The sequence below is a fragment of the Synechococcus sp. O70.1 genome (assembly GCF_047462215.1).
Lineage (GTDB): Bacteria > Cyanobacteriota > Cyanobacteriia > Thermostichales > Thermostichaceae > Thermostichus.
The window spans coordinates 1-17279 of the sequence record NZ_JANSIT010000023.1; the positions used below are offsets into that span (position 1 = coordinate 1).

Here is a 17279-nt window from a genome sequence, read left to right on the forward strand (position 1 = left end):
CCTGCTTCCACGACCCGTAGCTAGTAGTAGAGTTCACCTCTACTACCCCGCCAGAGGGATCTCCACAGGCGTGACTTCCCCGCGAGCTGCAGGTAGGTGCTCTTTGCCCCCATAAGGCACACCGGCTAAAGACGGAGCCAACTTTAGCCCAGGCAAAACGCCTACTCAAGAAGATGTACCGGCTAGCCTACTCGCTCAGCCCATCTACGTCGAGGCAGAAGGTTGGTTATGCCACAAAGTGGCCAATTGTCCGGCGAATCAAAGACTAGAGGAGAACCCCGCCCGCAGTACTAGCTCCATCCCTGCTAGGTAATGGCGTAGCATCCGCCAGCACTTCGCGGCCAGCAGCAGCGGTGGCTTGCAAGCACCACGCAGGCGGCAATACTAGCGTGCCCCTAACCCATAGGCAGGCTCCCCTTGCTGCCAGTTGCCCCTGCTCGTTATCCTAGTAGAGCTGAAAAATTGGGGGAAACAGGTGAGCCGTGGCTAAAAAAAGCATGATCGAGCGGGAGAAAAAGCGCCAGCGCTTGGTTGAAAAGTATCGCGAAAAGCGCCAGCAATTGAAGGCAGCGCTGGCTGATCCCAACCTCGACCAGGCCACCCGCATGGAGCTGCATGCCCAACTGCAAAAGCTGCCGCGCTCCAGCTCGCCCACCCGCCTGCGTAACCGCTGCTGGAAAACGGGCCGTCCCCGCGGTTACTTCCGGGATTTCGGCCTCTGCCGCCACAGCCTGAGGGAGATGGCTCACCGCGGCCTGCTACCCGGCGTGGTCAAAGCCAGCTGGTAGCCCAGATGGGCTGGAGGCTGCTGGCAACTGCTCTGGAAAAGCAAGCACCTTCTCTGCCCTGAGGGGAGCTCCCCGTGGCCCTGAAGCCCTTCCAGATTTGCGACGACGATCTTACCTCCGACCTGGTCAAAGCCCTGGCCGGAGAAGCCTACCTGGCGGTGGACACAGAGACGATGGGCTTGATCCCGCAGCGGGATCGACTCTGTGTTGTGCAACTTGCCAACGCTGCCGGTGAGGTGGTGCTGCTGCGGTTTAGCCGCGGCGTCAGGCAGGCCCCTCTCCTAGCCAAGCTGCTGACGGATCCCGGCATCGAGAAGATTTTCCACTATGCCCGTTTTGACCTGGCCATGCTGCGCTACCACCTGGGGATCCAAGTCTGGCCGGTCTTCTGCACCAAGATTGCTAGCAAACTGGCTCGCACCTACACCAGCAAGCACAGCCTCAAAGATGTGGTGAGCGAGCTGTGCGGGGTCGAGTTGAACAAGGCAGCCCAGAGCTCCGACTGGGGAGCTGTCCATGCCCTCTCGGCGGAGCAGTTGGAGTACGCAGCCAACGACGTCCGCTACTTGATCCCGGTGCGCCACAAGTTGGCCCAGATGCTGCAGCGAGAGGAGCGCTGGGAACTGGCGCAGCGTTGCTTCCAGCACCTTCCCACCCTCGTCGAGCTGGATCTGCTGGGGTATAGCAACGTCTTCGAGCACCAGTAGTGGCAGCCTCTAAAGCTAGTTGGCCAAGTCGGGGAAAGTAGCCCGCACGGCGGGGTGGATGAGCTTGCCGGAGCGAATGTTAAGCCCTTTGGCCAAGGCTAGATCTTGTTCCAGGGCAGCGGCCAGGCCAAGGTTGGCCAGCTTGAGAATGTAGGGGAGCGTGGCATTGACCAAGGCTTGGGTTGAGGTCCAGGGGACAGCCCCTGGCATGTTGGGAACGCCGTAGTGCAACACGCCGTAGGCTTCGTAAACCGGCTGGGCATGGGTGGTGGCCCTAGTGGTGGCAATGCAGCCCCCCTGATCCACCGCGACGTCCACAATTAGGGATCGGGGCCGCATCTGAGCCACCAGCTCCTCCCTCACCAAAATTGGCGCCCGCCTGCCCGGCACTAACACCGCTCCCACCACGAGATCGGCCTTGCGAACGCACTCCTCGATGGTTTGGGGGGTGCTGTAGAGCAACTCCACTCGCGATCCAAAAATGAGCTCCAGCTCGTTGAGCCGCTGCAGGTTAATGTCCAAAATCTGCACCTGCGCTCCCAGGCCAACGGCCACTTTGGCCGCCTCTGTACCCACGGTTCCTCCGCCCAAAATCACCACTCGTCCCGGTGGCACACCTGGGATCCCGCCCAGCAGTACGCCTCGCCCCCCCGCTTGGCGGGTGAGGTAGTGGGCACCAAATTGCACCGAGAGCCGCCCGGCAATCATGCTCATGGGCATCAAAAGAGGCAGGGAGCCATCGGCCAGCTCCACTGTCTCGTAAGCTAGGCAAGTGGCCCCCGAACGCAGGAGGGCTTGGGTGAGCTCGCGGCTAGCCGCCAAGTGCAAGTAGGTAAATAGGATCAGATCCGGATGGAGCAGCGGATACTCTGCGGGCAGGGGCTCTTTCACCTTCACCACCAACTGCTGCTGGTAGATCTCCTCAGGAGTAGCAGCCAGCCTGGCCCCCGCCTTCTCATAGTCCTCGTCAGTAAAGCCGGCTCCCTGGCCCGCTTGAGTTTCCACCCACACCTGGTGCCCCTGCTCAGTCAAGACCCGCACCGCCGCTGGTGTTAGGCCGACGCGGAATTCCTGCTCTTTAATCTCCCTGGGCACGCCAATGCGCATAGGGATCCCTGGAGGACTGCCTTCGAGTTTGTGCGCGCTCTGTTAAAGTGTAAGCGTGATTTACGGCCCGGATCTGTGACCGTTGTCTCCGCTGCTGCTACACCCGCTGCCCCAGAGACGACTCTACTCAACGTCTGGCAAGTCCTAGCCGAGAAGTTTGCTGACCAGCCTGCCCTCAGGGATCCCCATGCCCAGCCGGTCTTTGAGATTTCCTATGGGGAACTGTTCCGCCGCATTCAGACGCTGGCTGCTGGCTTACAGGCTTTGGGCATTTGCCCTGGGGATCGGGTAGCCATTTTTGCCGACAATTCCCCCCGCTGGCTGATGGCGGATCTGGCCACGCTGTTTACAGGAGCAGTCAATGTGCCGCGCAGCGCCGTAGCGGATCCAGCGGAGCTGGGCTACATTTTGCGCCATTCTGGGAGCACCGCTGTGATTGCCCAGGATGTGAAGACGCTGGCACGGGTTCGGTCAGTTGTGGAGGAGCTGGGCCTGGAGCGGCTGTTGCTGCTTTCGGACGAAGAAGAGCCAGGAGTAGTGAATTTTTCTCAGTGGCTGCAAACAGGGCGAGAACACCGCTACGAGCCCCCCAAGTTGGAGCGATCCCAGTTGGCCACCATCATCTACACTTCCGGCACCTCCGGTCAGCCCAAGGGGGTGATGCTCAGCCACGGCAACCTCATGCACCAGGTGGAGAACTTGGGCGCGGTCGTACAGCCCCAACCGGGGAACAAGGTGTTGAGCATTCTGCCCACTTGGCACTCTTATGAGCGGGCTTGCGAGTATTTTCTCCTTAGTCGCGCCTGCACGCTGGTCTATACCAGCCCTCGCTTTATCAAACAAGATCTTCAACAGGAGCAGCCCCACTATTTGGTGGCAGTGCCGCGCATTTGGGAAACCGTTTATGAAGGGATCCAGCGGCAATTCAAAGAGAAAAGCCCCCTCCTGCAGTGGCTAATCCGCGCTCTGATGGCTGTCAGTGAAAGCCATGTGCTCTCTGGACGGATAGCTCGCAACCAGTCAATTTTGCATTACGGAGTCAGCCCCTGGGTGCGCCTACGGGCTCGCTTGCAACATTGGCTGCTCTGGCCCCTGCATCGGCTGGCCGATTGGCTCATCTACCGCAAGGTGCGACAAGCACTAGGCCCCAATTTTCAACATGCTATTAGCGGCGGCGCCTCCCTACCTGCCTATCTGGATCTGTTCTATGAAGTTGTTGGGATTTCCATCTTGAATGGCTACGGCCTCACGGAAACCTCGCCAGTGCTATGCGCGCGGCGTCCTGACAACAACGTACGCGGTACGGCTGGCCCACCGCTGCCAGGGACGGAGTTTCGCATTGTCGATCCGGAAACCCGGCAGCCCTTGCCCCCTGGCCAAAAGGGGTTGATCCTGGCCCGTGGCCCGCAGGTGATGATGGGCTACTACAACAATCCAGAAGCCACCGCTAAAGTTCTCAGCTCCGATGGCTGGTTTGAAACCGGGGATCTAGGCTGGCTCACTCCCGACGGCCAACTGGTGATCACCGGCAGGGCCAAGGATGTCATTGTCTTGCGCAACGGCGAGAACATTGAGCCACAGCAACTGGAAGATGCCTGCCTGCAATCTCCCTACATCAGCCAGATTGTGATCGTCGGGCAAGACCAGAAAAAATTGGCTGCCCTCATCTACCCCAACCTCGAAGCCCTCAAGGCCTGGGCTGCTGAACAAGGGATCCCTACTGCCGAGACCGAGCTGCTCGTTCACCCGCAGGTGCGCCGCTTCATCTTGCAAGAAGTACGCCGCCGCATCCAAGAGCGCCCTGGCTATCGGCCCGACGAGCAAGTTGCTGACTTTCGCTTCTTGCCAGAGCCCTTGAGTGTGGAAAACGGCCTCATGACCCAGACGCTGAAAATTAAGCGCAACCCTGTGGCGGAGCGCTACGCTCACCTCATCGAGGAGATGTACCGATCTTTGAAGTAGAGCCAGCCTTCTAGGTTTGGGATCCCCGTTTCTGCTCCAGGTAACGCCGGAATTGCTCCGGCGGGATTGCCCCCCGGTAGGCCCCGCAGTAGTAGAGGGTGAGCACCGCCTTGTAGGCCCAGTCGGTCGCCACCACGTCTGGGAAAGGGCTGGGCAGCGTATCGGCTTGGTTGGCGGCGCAGGCTTGCAAAATCCGCTCCGTGGTGAGCTGTTCTGCCAAGTCCGGAGGGAGCTCCCGCAGGTTAGCCTGGGCCAGAACCGCTCCCGGCAGGCACAAGCTGGCGAGGGTCGCCGCCCAAAAAGCGCGAGTGAAGAGGTGTTGCCAGTTCATGGCTCTCAAAGGGAAGAGTTGACAAGTGCTTTCTCTAGGGTAGTACGAGCCAGAAGAGCGCCTGGATGGGAGTAAACTCCCTCAGATCCCGCTTCTGGCATTAAGATGTAGGAAACCTGCGGGAGCAGAAGAGAGTGGGATCGCAAGCTGCCAATGGTCTCCCTGCATGGCCATGTAGAGCTGAGAGCGCGATAGATCGAAGCCAATGAGTTTATCGCAAGGGCCGGGTTTTGATGGGGTGGATCCCCCGGATCCGAAGCTGATCGATGCCTGTGTGCATTGTGGGTTTTGCCTGACCACCTGCCCCAGCTATCGCGTCCTCGGCAAGGAGACGGATTCGCCGCGGGGCCGCATCTACCAGATGGACGCCCTCAATCAGGGCCAAATCTCTCTCTCAGCGGCAGTGGTTTCCCACTTCGACACTTGTCTGGGCTGTTTGGCCTGTGTAACGGCTTGCCCCTCGGGGGTGCGCTACGACCGGCTGATTGCCGCTACCCGACCTCAGATTGAGCGCAACTACCGCCGCAACCTCTGGGATCGACTGTACCGCCAGTTGATTTTTTTCCTCTTCCCCTATCCGGAGCGGCTGCGACCGCTGCTCTGGCCCCTCTGGCTCTACCAAAAGATGGGGATCGGCGCCTGGATCCGCAAGGGGCTGGAAAAGATCTCCCCGCGGCTGGCGGCCATGGAATCGCTGCTGCCCCCTTTGCAGGTGGAGCACCTTTTGCCCAAGCACTATCCGGAGCGGATCCCGGCGGTGGGCGAGCGCCGCTTTCGCGTGGGGCTGATTCTTGGCTGTGTGCAGCGCCTGTTTGTCCCCCAGGTAAATGAGGCCAGTATGCGCGTCTTAGCCCACAATGGCTGTGAGGTGGTGATCCCACCTGCCCAGGGCTGTTGCGGAGCCTTGCCCCACCACCAAGGGCAATTGCAGCAGGCGAAAACTCTGGCCCGCCAGATGGTGGATGCTTTTGCTGTCTACGACTTGGATGCCATTCTCATCACTGCCTCTGGCTGCGGGCATACGCTGAAGGAGTACGGCCACATCCTGGGTGAGGATCCCCACTACCAAGAGAAAGCAGCCCAGTTTGCGGCCAAAGTCAAGGACATCCAGGAGTTTCTTGCTCAGGTGGGGTTGACCGCTCCTCTCCATCCGCTGCAGCCGGATCCCTTGGTGCTGGTCTATCAGGATGCCTGCCACATGCTACACGGGCAGCGCCTTAGCCAGGAGCCGCGCCAACTGCTGCGGCAGATCCCGGGCCTGGAGCTGCGGGATCCCGTCGATGCTGCCCTCTGCTGTGGCAGCTCCGGCGTCTACAACCTGTTGCAACCCGAGGTGGCGGACGAGCTGGGATCCCAAAAGGTGGCCAACCTCCTCAACACCGGCGCCCAGGGGATTGTCTCCGCCAACATCGGCTGCCGCTTGCAAATCCAAAAGCACCTGCGCCTGCAAGGCAAGGCCAGGATCCCCATCTTCCACCCCATGGAGCTCTTGGACCGGGCTCTCCAACCGCCCACTCCAGAGCTAGCCAAGGCAACTGCCTAGCTAGAGCTTGAGAGCGGCGCGGGGATCGTAGGACTGGATGCGCTGCAGCTTTTCGTAGAGCTCTCGTTCCTCCTCCGAAAGCCGCGTGGGCAAATAGATCTGAACTACCGCGTAGAAGTCGCCCCGCTCCCCGTTGCCCTTGGGAAAGCCCCGCTCTGCCAACCGCAGCTTTCGCCCTGGTTGCGTCCCTGGCGGGATGCGCAGCTTCACCAGCCCGTCTAGCGTGGGCACCTCCACCTGGGCACCTAAAACCGCCTCGCTGGGACTAAGCGGCAGGTCGCAGTAGACGTCAAACCCCTCTAGGCGGTAGAAGGGATGCTCCTTCAGCTCGATCTTGAGGTAGAGATCGCCAGCGCCCCCGTTGGGTTTGGGGTGGCCCTGGCCGCGCAGGCGAATTCGCTTGCCCGGCGTGATTCCCGGTGGGATGCTCACCTCAAGCACGCGATCCCCGCCCACCCTCAGGCGGCGCTTTCCCCCCTCAAACGCTTCCGGGATGGAAAGGTGGAGGGTGGCCTCCGCGTCGTAGTTGGCATTGGCCGAAGGACTGCTGCGGTCTTTGCCAGAGCTGCGCACTCGCCCTAGCAGTTGATCGATAAAATCCTGAAAGTCTTCAAACTGGTCGAAATCGACGCCCCCTCCCCCCAAGCCAAAGTCCTCGCCAAAGGAGCTTTCGCCAAAGGGGCTGCTGTAGGTCTCTCGCCGGTAGCGAAAGCCACCCTGCTGGTGGTACTGGCTGAATTGGTCGTACTGCCTGCGCTTGCTGGGATCGGAGAGAACCTCGTAGGCTTCGTTGATGTCTTTAAACTTTTCCTCAGCAGTTTTGTCGTTGGGGTTGACGTCTGGGTGGTATTTCCGCGCCAAGCGACGATAGGCCTGCTTGATCTCCTCAGCAGTGGCTGTCTTGCTAACCCCCAGAATTTTGTAGTAGTCCTTGAAGCTTTGCATGGAGGCATCCGCAGGCGGAGGGCTACCAACCCCGAAGAAGGAAGGAGGCGGGCTAGTGACCCTTGCCCATCCCCTCCCTCCTCCTGTTGAAACTGCCACCAGAAGCCGGATCCCTCCTTCCTAGAGGGATCCCGCAGGGGTTACTTGGCCTCAGTGAAATCGGCGTCAATGACGTCATCGCTGCCGCCGGCAGTCTTCCCTGCGCTAGCAGTGGAGCTAGAGGAAGCGCCAGCTTGCTGATAGAGCTCGCTGCTCACGGCGTAGAGAGCCTCCTGCAGCTCCCGCTCCTTGCTTTGGATGGCGCTGTCGTCATCGCGCTGGATGGCCTCCCGCAGCTCCCGCACCAGGGTCTCGATTTGGCTGCGCTTGCTGGAGGAGATCTTGTCTCCCAGCTCCTTCAACTGCCGCTCGGCCTGGTAGGCCAGAGAGTCGGCCTTGTTGCGGCGCTCGATTTTCTCGCGGCGGGCGCGGTCTTCGGCGGCGTATTTTTCCGCCTCGGCAATCATCCGCTCCACCTCTTTGCTATCGAGCGTGGAGGCGCCAGTGATGGAGATGCTCTGCTCCTTGCCGCTTCCTCTGTCTCTAGCCGTTACCTTGAGGATGCCGTTGGCGTCGATATCAAAGGTCACCTCAATTTGGGGCACACCGCGAGGAGCGGGTGGGATCCCTTCCAGCCTGAAGCGGCCCAGCGATTTGTTGTCGCGAGCCAACTCCCGCTCCCCTTGGATCACGTGGATTTCCACCGAGGTCTGCCCATCTTCCGCTGTGGAGAAGATCTCCGTCTTGCGGGTGGGAATGGTGGTGTTGCGCGGGATCAGCTTGGTGGCGATACCGCCCAGGGTTTCTACCCCCAGCGACAGGGGAGTGACATCCAAGAGCAGCACGTCTTTGACCTCGCCCGCCAGCACCGCGGCCTGGATGGCAGCGCCGACAGCCACTACCTCGTCGGGGTTGACGGTTTGGTTGGGCTCCTTGCCCAGCAGTTCCCTCACCAACCGCTGTACCGCCGGAATGCGGGTGGAACCGCCCACCAGCACCACTTCGTTGATGTCAGCCTTGGTGAGCTTAGCATCCCGCAGGGCCTGCTCCACCGGACCTTTGCAGCGCTCTAGCAGGTCGGCGCAGAGGTGCTCAAAGTGGGCGCGCGAGAGCTTCAGCTCCAGGTGCTTCGGACCGTCGGCGGTGGCAGTGATGAAGGGCAGGTTGATGGTGGTCTCCAAGACGCTGGACAGCTCAATCTTGGCTTTCTCCGCAGCTTCTGTTAGCCGCTGCAGAGCCTGCCGGTCTTGCCGCAGGTCGATCCCTTCCATGCGCTTGAACTCTTCGGCCATCCAGTCGACGATCTTCTTGTCGAAGTCGTCGCCGCCCAGTTGCGTGTCGCCGCTGGTGGCTTTCACCTCAAAGACCCCATCTCCTACCTCGAGAATGGAGACGTCGAAGGTACCACCGCCCAGGTCAAAGACAAGGATGGTCTCGTTGGTGCGCTTATCCAAGCCGTAGGCCAAGGAAGCCGCGGTCGGCTCGTTGATGATGCGCAGCACCTCCAAGCCAGCAATGCGGCCTGCATCTTTGGTGGCCTGCCGCTGAGAGTCATTAAAGTAGGCAGGCACGGTAATAACGGCTTGGGTGACCTGTTGACCCAGGTAGCGGCTGGCATCTTCGACCAGCTTGCGCAGCACCATGGCCGAGATTTCCTCGGGGGCAAATTCCTTGTTCATGCGGGGTGAGTACAACTTGACATTGCCCCGTTCATCCCGCCGCACCTGGTAGGGAACCCTCCTGGCCTCGGCGCCCACCTCGTCGTACTTGCGCCCGATAAACCGCTTGACGGAGTAAAAGGTGTTCTCGGGGTTGAGCACTGCCTGGCGACGGGCCATCTGACCCACCAGGCGCTCCCCATCCTTGGTAAAGGCAACTACCGAGGGTGTGGTGCGGCTCCCCTCGGCATTAGCAATAACCGTGGGGACACCCCCCTCCATTACGGCGACAACCGAGTTGGTTGTGCCCAGATCAATTCCTACAACTTTTCCCATCGGCTCCTTCTTCTCCTCTTTGTGTGTACAGGACTTCGGTTACCGCCGCCAGCCCATCCGCTTGTGGGGTAGCTTGGGCAGCCAACTTGCGAAAATCTGGCAAAGGCTTAGCCATTTCCTGAGCCGATCTTAACCAGGTGGTTGGCAACGCTAGGGCGAGAATGCCGCCCATTTCTGGGGGTTGAAAAGCCGACCTATTACGGATCTCCGTACCTGCGGGGTTGGGGAGTCGGAGCTTCGGGAGTGGGGAGAAAAACTCATCCAGGGCCGCCACCGCAAGAGTTGCAGGCCCAGACCAACTTCACGTCGCCAATCACCCCTTTGCTGAGGAGCAGCCAGGCGCTCGTGCCCTTCCCCGCAGGGTTACAGCGGGGATCCATCGAGGCAAAAAAGAGCATTAGTGAGAAAGACTAAGAAAAACAGCAAAAGAAAGAGAAAGAGAGAGCTTGCTGCTAGAGCCTTTTTCAAGGAGCTCTCAAGCCCAAAGCCTTATCTGGCAAGGCTTAGGCGGTTTCCGGCACAGCCTCCCTGCTTGGGAAAAATCTTGACGCCTTCTGAAATAGAGCAATATATTTTGGATTCTGTGCGGAAATCCTGCGCTGTTCACATCTCGGTATCTGGGGGACTGCTATGCCGACTTTGACTCGTTCTCCCTGGACACTGCGAGACAGCGAAAAGCTCTATCGCATCTGCTACTGGGGGGAGCCCTACTTCCGTATCAACGCCGCTGGTCATGTGGAGGTAACCCCAAAGGGCCTACAGCAGCAGGAACCGGGCATTGACCTGTACCACCTGGTGAAGGATCTGGTGGAACGGGGTTTGCAGTTGCCGTTGTTGATTCGCTTTCCCGAGATTGTGGCCGACCGCATGCGGCAGCTTTGCCAGAGCTTTCAGCAGGCCATTGAGCGCTTTGGCTACCCCAATGTCTATCGGGGGGTTTACCCGGTCAAGGTGAACCAGCAGCGCCACCTGGTGGAAGAGGTGGTGAAGCACGGTCGCGCCTACCATTTTGGCCTGGAAGCGGGATCGAAGCCGGAGCTGTTGATTGCCCTAGCTCTACTGGACACTCCTGGGGCTTTGCTAATCTGCAATGGCTACAAAGACCGCGATTTTATGGAAACGGCCCTCTTGGCCCAGCGGCTGGGGCGCACACCCATCATCGTCCTGGAGCGGCTGCAGGAGCTGGAGCTGGTGCTGCAGGCTGCCGAGCACCTGGGCATTGATCCCATGCTGGGGGTGCGGGCCAAGCTTTCTACCCAAGGCAGCGGGCGCTGGGGCACCTCGGCCGGGGATCGGGCCAAGTTTGGCCTTACAGCGACGGAGATTTTGCAGGTGGTGGAACGGCTGCGGGAAGTCGGCAAGCTGCACTGTCTGCGCCTATTGCACTACCACATCGGCTCGCAGATCTCGATGGCGAGTGTGCACGGGCGGGCTGTGCGGGAGGCCAGCCAGATCTACATTGAACTCGTCAAGCTGGGAGCGCCGATGGGCTACCTGGATATCGGCGGCGGCTTAGGGGTTGACTACGACGGATCCCAGTCCCCCAGTCATTTCTCCCAGAGCTATAGCGTCGAGGACTACGCCGCCACCGTGGTGCAGACAGTGCTGACCACCCTACAGCCGCATGGGATCCGGCCACCGGTGCTGGTTACCGAAAGCGGGCGGGCCTTGATGTCCCACCAGTCGGTGTTGGTCTTTGACGTGCAGGATGTCAATGTGGCTAGCCCCTACCCCATGCCTACCCACCTCACCTCCAGTGCAGAGGTGATCCAGAAGCTAAACCAGCTCTACTACGAGATCCGGCCCGATACCCTAGTGGCCGATTATCGCCGCTGCCAGGAGCTAAAAGAAGCTGCCCTGCGCCAGTTCATCGAGGGATCCCTCAGCTTGCAGGAGCGGGCCGAGGTGGAGCGGCTGTTTTGGAACTGCTCCGACAAGATCTGCACCTTGGCCTACGAGCAGTACCAGGCAGGACAGCCCGTGGCTGTAGATCTCCTGGAGCTGGACGAGATGCTGGCCAGCATCTACTACGGCAATTTCTCCCTGTTCCAGTCCCTGCCGGATAGCTGGGCCATCGGCCAGGTCTTTCCCATCATGCCCATCCACCGTCTGGACGAGGAGCCGCGCCAATGGGCTACCTTGGCGGATCTAACCTGCGACAGCGACGGCAAGATCAACCGCTTCTTTGGCGAAGACGGCCAAATCACCTCGGTCTTGCCGCTGCATGATCCCGACGGGCAGCCCTACCTGCTGGGGGTGTTCTTGGGAGGTGCCTACCAGGAGATCCTGGGGGATCTGCACAACCTCTTTGGCGACACCAACGCGGTGCATGTCCGCACCCGTCCTGGCGGCTATCACGTCTCCCAAGTGATCAAGGGAGACACGATTGCTGAGGTGCTGAGCTGGGTGCAATACACCAGCGAAGACCTGGTGGAAGCCCTGCACCACGCCACTGAAGCCGCGCTACAAAGGGGGCAGATCACTCTAGAGCAGGCTAGGGCGCTGCAGCAGCACTTTGAAGACAACCTGCGGGCCTACACTTACCTGCACCGCTAGCTGCCCCTCTGCTATCCCGGCTTTAGCTCGTGGGGGTGTAGGGGTAGCTGAGATCTGCGCTGTACTCAGCGCCGGGAGTAGGTCACGGAAGGGGTGGGCTCTATGGCCCCCTTTTTCTAATGACAGCTTCCGGCCTGAGCAGAGGTGCTCCTTACCCGGCAATCTGAACCAGACACGGGTTTGATCCACAGCCAACCAAAAAAAGCAGGGTCACGCCAGCTATCCCTGCCCGCTGGCAACGTACTCTCAAGCCCGGCGAAGAAAGTTGACCAACGCCAACAAAACCAAAGCCCCAACGGTTGCCATCAACAATTTCCCCAGCAGACCTGTAGCCCATAAGCCGAGCAAGTTGAAAAGGTATTCTCCCACAACTGCTCCGCAAATGCCGACAATGATGTTACCGATCAGGCCAAAACCGTAGCCGCGCTGGATAGACCCTGCCAGCCAACCGGCAATTGCCCCGATCACTAGAGACCTTAGTACGCTTTCCATGCCCTTTGCTCCTTCTTTTCCCGAGACAAATCCACTCCACCTCCAGCTTCTTTCGAAGTCGAGGCGGAGCCTGGCAGTGACCTGATAACTGCAGGGATCCCTTGCTTTCCACGGCTCCCCAGCTCTACAAAAGGAAAGACTGGCAGGGTGAGATCTGCCAGCCTAGGTTAGTTCCCTGGAAGTGAGCTGAGAGCGTCGTTGCCAACGACTTCAACCCAGTTCCAGTCTCTGCCGTTTCCCCCCCTCCCGAAGTGATCCGGATCACGCGGCAAAGGTTCTTTAGAAGCGGCCCTGCTCCCCACCTCTGACCGACAAAGGTCAAAGCAATGGAGGCAGAGCCCTAGAACAAGGGCAATTGCTGCTCTTCCCAGTCGGCGGGGCTTGGAGGATCCACCTCCTCCTCGTTGGCATTCCCTTCCGGCAAGGGATCTGCTGCTTCCGCCAGCAACTGACGGGCAGCCGCCAGCAACTCGTTGCGCAAAGGGGCCAGATCGCTGCGGTCAGCTAGATACTGCTCCAGAGCCGTCAGGGGCTCTAGATGTCTGGGATCCAAGCCCGGCAAGCGGATGCGGCCAGGGCTGACCACTTCTGGGGCAATGGTGTAGCTGAAGGCAGGGGCAAGGGCTTGGTGCAGAGCCCGCTCGTCAATGCCATCGAGCTGGTCGGGGCGAAGGCGGTAGATGAGGCGTAGGATGGAGCCGGCTACAGGGGCCTTGGCAATGGCCTCCAGGAGTTTGGCTTGCACTTCTTGGAGGGGATAGGGGGTGAGATCCAGGCGGATGGTGTGAAAGGCGCGGGCGGGCAAGGGCAAAAATTCGTAGCTTGCTCCTGTGGCCGTAACCTCTGCCACTACGCAACCTTTTTCCTCTTTTTCCTCCCCGAAGTCCACCCGCTCGATGCTGCCGGGATAGATCACCAAGGGATCCCGACAGAGCACCTGGTGGCAGTGCACATGCCCCAAAGCCACGTACTGGTAAGCTGGCCGCGCCAGCAACCAGAGGGGCACCGTCAGTCCTTTGCCTACCGAAAGATGCCGCTCGGCCCCGTGGCGGGCTGTATCTACCATTACATGGGCCAGTAAAATTGCCGGGATCCCGGGCCGTAACCTGCGGGCCTCCCCTTCCAGCGCCAGATCCAAGCGCTGTAGCAGCTTCTGGGTCAGCCCTTCAGGGTCAAGGCCCAAGCCCTCTTGGCGGGCCAGTAGGGTGGAGCGGTTTAGCCAAGGCAGGGTGGTCACCTGGACTGGGCCGCTGCGAGTTTCAATCCAATGGGTCTGCAGCCGATCCCCGACGACAAACCCCGCCACCCCTAAGGCCCGGTAGATGGCTAGGCTGTTGCCCTCCTGGCCCTGTCCGTATTGGTCGTGGTTACCCACCAAGAGAACGGTCGGGATGCCGGCATCAGCCAACCGGCGAAACTGCTGGGCAAAGAGTTCTTGGTGCCGAGGGGGCGGCGTCGCATCGGGAAAGGCATCTCCCCCAAACAGAACTAAGTCCACAGCTAGATCGAGGGCAAGGTCAATGCACCGCTGCAAGGAAGCCACAAAATCCTCCAAGCGGGTGTTCAGTCCCGTGGCCGGGTTGATGGAGCCGTAGGCTAGGCCACTGCCCAAATGGACATCGGAAAAATGCAACAGCCTCACCATCTCAGCCGCCCTTCTCTAAATTCCAGGCCCAGCCTGGGATCCCTGCCTAAGCTAAGTTTCTCGGCGCGGCCGGGCCCACTCTAGCCGCAAGGGCCGACCCATAAATTCCTGACCGTTGGCAACGTTAATGGCTTCTTCTTCCTCCGCCTTGGTGGCCAACTCCACAAATGCAAAACCCCTTGTCTGGCCGGTTTCTCGGTCTCTCGGGATCGTAACCGACTTAACGTTCCACCGCTGCTGGAAGAAGGCTTTGAGCTCTTCAGTTGAAGCTTTATAGTTTAGGTTTCCCACAAAAATGGTCATAGCAATGTAAGAAGGCAAGGCACAGGTCAGGAGGAGCAGCAGCCCCAGCTCAAGGTACTTCACTTCTACCATGGCGCCTTGCTCGCTTGCCCAAAATAACAAGACGTAAAGGGATCCCTGCTCAAAAAGCTTCGCATCTCCCTATCCGAAATGCGCCCTCGTCAAATCTGTAGAACTGGACTTTTTCTGCTACTTCGTTGAGATCTCCCTCCCCCACCTAGCTACCAGGACTTGGCATCTTATTGCAGCTTGTTAAGGGAGATTGTTAAGATATGTGTTATCCTGACTGCGTCGCGCGTCAGGGGCAGGGTTGGAATAGCCCAAAGCAAGTCTCTGACCTACCCCCAAGCCTCTCGAGGTGACGATAATGGAGGAAACGCCAGGTCTTTCTTTGGAACAAGAATTTCGCCAGCGGGCTTTTGAGATGCTGGTGGCTCGCATGAGTCCCGAGCAAGCTAAGGACATCCTGGTCAAGCTGCACAAGCAAATGCTGCTGCAGGAGGCCACCTATCGCCAGTTGCTGCGCCAGTTCCTCAACGCCTAGGGGTGTATGCATGCCCTTTCATTTCCCACCTGGTGGATTCACGTGGCCAGCGTCTTGGAGTGGCTGGCGGCCATCGTTTGGGTGTGGCAGTTTGGGGAGCGAACGGGGCGCCCCGAATGGCGAAGCCTGAGCTGGGCGATGCTGCCGGCGCTGGTGGGAGCCATGTGTGCCATTACCTGGCACTGGTTTGACAACGACCCCAACTTGGAGGGGCTGGTGACTGCTCAGGCTGGGTTTACCCTGCTGGGCAACTGTACGCTGGCGTGGGCAGCCTACCGCATTTGGCGAGCCGAGCAGGCGGAGGAACGAGATCCCAGCTAAGCAATGAACAGCTTGTTTGCTCTCTCTCTGTTTCCCTACTTGCTCTTTTTGTTCTTCCTGTCGCGGCTGCGCCGGATCCCGCGCTTGGCGTTGGCGGGCTTTTGGCTGCTGCTGCTTTTTGTTGCCGTCAGCATCCCAGCAGGGTTGTACGCCCAGAAGCACTACGGCACTTCTTTAGCCAATGTGGATCCCCTCCATGGAGGGGCAGAGGCTTTTCTCACTCTCTCCAACATTTTGGTGGCCTTGGGCTTCAAGCAAGCCCTTGACCAGAAGGCCCAGGGATCCCCGAACAGCCCTGAGCAGTCGTGAGTCCTCAGGCCTAACTTCCAGGCGTCCCCGGGGTTTGAGCAAGTGTAGAATGAGGGGGCCAGCTAGACAACCTGATGTTTGTTCTTGTAAGAGACCTGCCCGATGGTGGCCACGCTTTCTGTCCCCAAAGTTAAACTCAAAAACCCACCGCTGCGCATCTATCGCATGGGGGACAAGGTGCTGCGGCAACCGGCCAAGCGGATTAGCCAAGTCAACGACGAGATCCGCCAATTGGCGCGCGATATGCTGCAGACCATGTACAGCGCTGATGGCATTGGTCTGGCAGCGCCACAGGTGGGCGTTCCCAAGCGCTTGATTGTGGTGGACATCTATCCCGACAAGCCAGAAGTGCCGCCGCTGGTACTGATTAATCCGGAGATCCGCGAGTACCTTGGCGAAACGGTGGCTGCTCAGGAGGGTTGCCTAAGCATTCCAGGCGTCTTCTGTGAGGTTCTACGCGCCCAGGGAGTGGTGGTGTCGTTTAAGGACGAAAGCGGACGGCCCCGCACAATCCAAGCCGATGACTTGCTAGCGCGGGTCATCCAACACGAAATCGATCATCTCAACGGTGTGCTGTTTGTTGATTACGTGGAAAACGAACTGCTGCTGGATCAGGAGCTGCGCAAGCATGGCTTCCAGATGCAGGATGTGCAACGCAGAGCTAATCCCCTTGCCGCTCCTGCCCTGAAACCTCTCTAGGTTATTTGCGCAGGCGCTGGGCCAAGAGCTGCTCCTCCAGGGCGGCAATGCGGTTGTAAGCAGCAGTTAGCTGCGCGCTCAAGCGCTGGATCTGAGCCTCAGGGGCAAGATCATAGGTCGGCTGGCGGTTGCCGACTACAGGCGGATCCTCCTCCAGCAAAAAGTTATGGCTCCCATCTCCAACCAAGTCGGCGTTTAGGGTGCTATAGCAGGAGGAGGCGGGCACAGCTTTTTTGGCCTCTTGCCGCGCCAGCAGGGCAGCGGCCACCTGCTCTGGCAGCCGTTCAATGGCAGCTTTTAGCTCCTGAATTTGCCCCTCCAGACGCTCAAAATAGTGCTGCAAGGTTTCGCTCATAGCTGCCCCGCTCTTAACTCTTTACTCCCATTGAAAGAGACAGGTTTCTATCCCTCCCTCCCTTCGCCCAGATCATTTAACGATTGAACAAAAAATGCAGGATTCCCTCCCCTCCTCCCCTCAGCGAGGTTACACCTTGCCCGTGTTTGCAGTGGCTGCTGCCAAGGCAGCCTTTCACCACCTCCTCAAGATTCCCTTGCCCCAGGAGGGTGGTTGTCCCGTCGTGGCAGTGCAGGTGGAGCCTGAGGTGGGATCGGTCAGGATCCCGGTGGAGCAGGTGGCCACGTTGTCGGAGAACACCGCTTTAGCCATCACCCGCTCGGATCCCGGCCCTCACCTGGATCTCACCCGCAACACGCCGGTCTGGGGGTGGGTGGCTCTGGAGGAAAAAGATCCCACCGCTCCCCCTTTGCTTCTAGAAGCTGGCGAGGGGCTAGGGCGACACGCTGACGGCAGCCCAGCCATCTATGCCTACGCCCGGCATCTGTTTGAGGTCAACCTTTTGGCAGGGATCCCGGAGGGTTATCGCCTGCGGGTGCGCATCATTTTGCCGGAAGGCAAGCTGCTGGCAGAACGCACCTCCAATGCTGCTTTCGGGGTGCTGGAGGGGCTAGCCCTGGTGGGGACGCGGGCGGAGGT

Annotated in this window: 18 protein-coding genes; 10 read left to right on the forward strand and 8 right to left on the reverse strand. The window is 59.7% G+C overall.

What is annotated here, in order from left to right; translation table 11 throughout:
* Window positions 1-482 precede the first annotated feature (482 nt).
* Together rpsN and NW833_RS10520 are read left to right on the forward strand one after the other, a co-directional pair.
* Window positions 483-788, forward strand: coding sequence for a 30S ribosomal protein S14 (gene rpsN, locus NW833_RS10515; protein ID WP_414361099.1), 306 nt, complete (start codon window positions 483-485; stop codon window positions 786-788).
* A 74-nt stretch (window positions 789-862) separates the two neighbouring features.
* The gene (locus NW833_RS10520; protein ID WP_414395020.1) at window positions 863-1495 is read left to right on the forward strand and encodes a ribonuclease D; all 633 of its coding nucleotides are present in this window, start codon (window positions 863-865) and stop codon (window positions 1493-1495) included.
* Between the two features lie 15 nt (window positions 1496-1510).
* On the opposite strand, the gene ald is transcribed toward NW833_RS10520, so the two are convergent.
* Window positions 1511-2602 carry an alanine dehydrogenase gene (gene ald / locus NW833_RS10525; protein WP_414406311.1) on the reverse strand — a complete coding sequence of 364 codons (1092 nt, stop codon included), beginning with the start codon at window positions 2600-2602 and terminating at the stop codon, window positions 1511-1513.
* A 75-nt stretch (window positions 2603-2677) separates the two neighbouring features.
* On the opposite strand from ald, the gene NW833_RS10530 reads away from it, so the two are divergent.
* Entirely contained in the window at window positions 2678-4564 is a 1887-nt protein-coding gene (locus NW833_RS10530; RefSeq protein WP_414412436.1) for an AMP-dependent synthetase/ligase, read from the forward strand.
* A 10-nt stretch (window positions 4565-4574) separates the two neighbouring features.
* Here NW833_RS10530 and NW833_RS10535 read toward each other — a convergent pair whose 3' ends face one another.
* The gene (locus NW833_RS10535) at window positions 4575-4895 is read right to left on the reverse strand and encodes a hypothetical protein (RefSeq protein WP_414412437.1); all 321 of its coding nucleotides are present in this window, start codon (window positions 4893-4895) and stop codon (window positions 4575-4577) included.
* Window positions 4896-5100: 205 nt separating this feature from the next.
* Between NW833_RS10535 and NW833_RS10540 the strand changes: the two genes are divergently transcribed.
* Window positions 5101-6438 carry a (Fe-S)-binding protein gene (locus NW833_RS10540; RefSeq protein ID WP_414412438.1) on the forward strand — a complete coding sequence of 446 codons (1338 nt, stop codon included), beginning with the start codon at window positions 5101-5103 and terminating at the stop codon, window positions 6436-6438.
* On the opposite strand, the gene NW833_RS10545 is transcribed toward NW833_RS10540, so the two are convergent.
* Together NW833_RS10545 and dnaK are read right to left on the reverse strand one after the other, a co-directional pair.
* Window positions 6439-7383 carry a DnaJ C-terminal domain-containing protein gene (locus NW833_RS10545; RefSeq protein ID WP_414412439.1) on the reverse strand — a complete coding sequence of 315 codons (945 nt, stop codon included), beginning with the start codon at window positions 7381-7383 and terminating at the stop codon, window positions 6439-6441.
* Window positions 7384-7523: 140 nt separating this feature from the next.
* Window positions 7524-9416: a molecular chaperone DnaK gene (gene dnaK / locus NW833_RS10550; protein ID WP_414412440.1), complete on the reverse strand. Its 1893-nt coding sequence runs from the start codon at window positions 9414-9416 to the stop codon at window positions 7524-7526.
* Window positions 9417-10046: 630 nt separating this feature from the next.
* Here dnaK and speA point away from each other — a divergent pair.
* Window positions 10047-11972, forward strand: a complete 1926-nt coding sequence (gene speA, locus NW833_RS10555; protein ID WP_414412441.1) for a biosynthetic arginine decarboxylase — start codon at window positions 10047-10049, stop codon at window positions 11970-11972.
* A 246-nt stretch (window positions 11973-12218) separates the two neighbouring features.
* Here the strand turns inward: speA and NW833_RS10560 are convergent, their stop codons facing one another.
* The 3 genes from NW833_RS10560 to NW833_RS10570 form a co-directional block, all read right to left on the reverse strand.
* Window positions 12219-12464 carry a GlsB/YeaQ/YmgE family stress response membrane protein gene (locus NW833_RS10560; protein WP_414395007.1) on the reverse strand — a complete coding sequence of 82 codons (246 nt, stop codon included), beginning with the start codon at window positions 12462-12464 and terminating at the stop codon, window positions 12219-12221.
* 340 nt (window positions 12465-12804) lie between these two features.
* Entirely contained in the window at window positions 12805-14109 is a 1305-nt protein-coding gene (locus NW833_RS10565; RefSeq protein WP_414412442.1) for a metallophosphoesterase family protein, read from the reverse strand.
* A 51-nt stretch (window positions 14110-14160) separates the two neighbouring features.
* Window positions 14161-14484 (reverse strand): RNA recognition motif domain-containing protein, encoded by a 324-nt coding sequence (locus NW833_RS10570; RefSeq protein ID WP_414412443.1) that lies wholly within the window; start codon window positions 14482-14484, stop codon window positions 14161-14163.
* A gap of 295 nt (window positions 14485-14779) precedes the next feature.
* On the opposite strand from NW833_RS10570, the gene NW833_RS10575 reads away from it, so the two are divergent.
* The 4 genes from NW833_RS10575 to def all read left to right on the forward strand — a co-directional run bounded on the left by NW833_RS10575 (window position 14780) and on the right by def (window position 16285).
* On the forward strand, window positions 14780-14956 hold the full coding sequence (locus NW833_RS10575) for an NblA/ycf18 family protein (protein ID WP_414395003.1): 177 nt from the start codon (window positions 14780-14782) through the stop codon (window positions 14954-14956).
* A gap of 6 nt (window positions 14957-14962) precedes the next feature.
* The gene (locus tag NW833_RS10580) at window positions 14963-15277 is read left to right on the forward strand and encodes a DUF2499 domain-containing protein (RefSeq protein WP_414395001.1); all 315 of its coding nucleotides are present in this window, start codon (window positions 14963-14965) and stop codon (window positions 15275-15277) included.
* A 3-nt stretch (window positions 15278-15280) separates the two neighbouring features.
* The gene (locus NW833_RS10585; protein ID WP_414412444.1) at window positions 15281-15586 is read left to right on the forward strand and encodes a DUF3593 domain-containing protein; all 306 of its coding nucleotides are present in this window, start codon (window positions 15281-15283) and stop codon (window positions 15584-15586) included.
* A 102-nt stretch (window positions 15587-15688) separates the two neighbouring features.
* Window positions 15689-16285: a peptide deformylase gene (gene def, locus NW833_RS10590; protein ID WP_414412445.1), complete on the forward strand. Its 597-nt coding sequence runs from the start codon at window positions 15689-15691 to the stop codon at window positions 16283-16285.
* 1 nt (window position 16286) lies between these two features.
* On the opposite strand, the gene NW833_RS10595 is transcribed toward def, so the two are convergent.
* Window positions 16287-16640, reverse strand: a complete 354-nt coding sequence (locus tag NW833_RS10595) for a hypothetical protein (protein ID WP_414394997.1) — start codon at window positions 16638-16640, stop codon at window positions 16287-16289.
* 94 nt (window positions 16641-16734) lie between these two features.
* Here NW833_RS10595 and NW833_RS10600 point away from each other — a divergent pair.
* Window positions 16735-17279, forward strand: a 545-nt coding sequence (locus NW833_RS10600) for a cobalt-precorrin-5B (C(1))-methyltransferase (RefSeq protein ID WP_414412446.1), incomplete at its 3' end; no start/stop codon positions are given.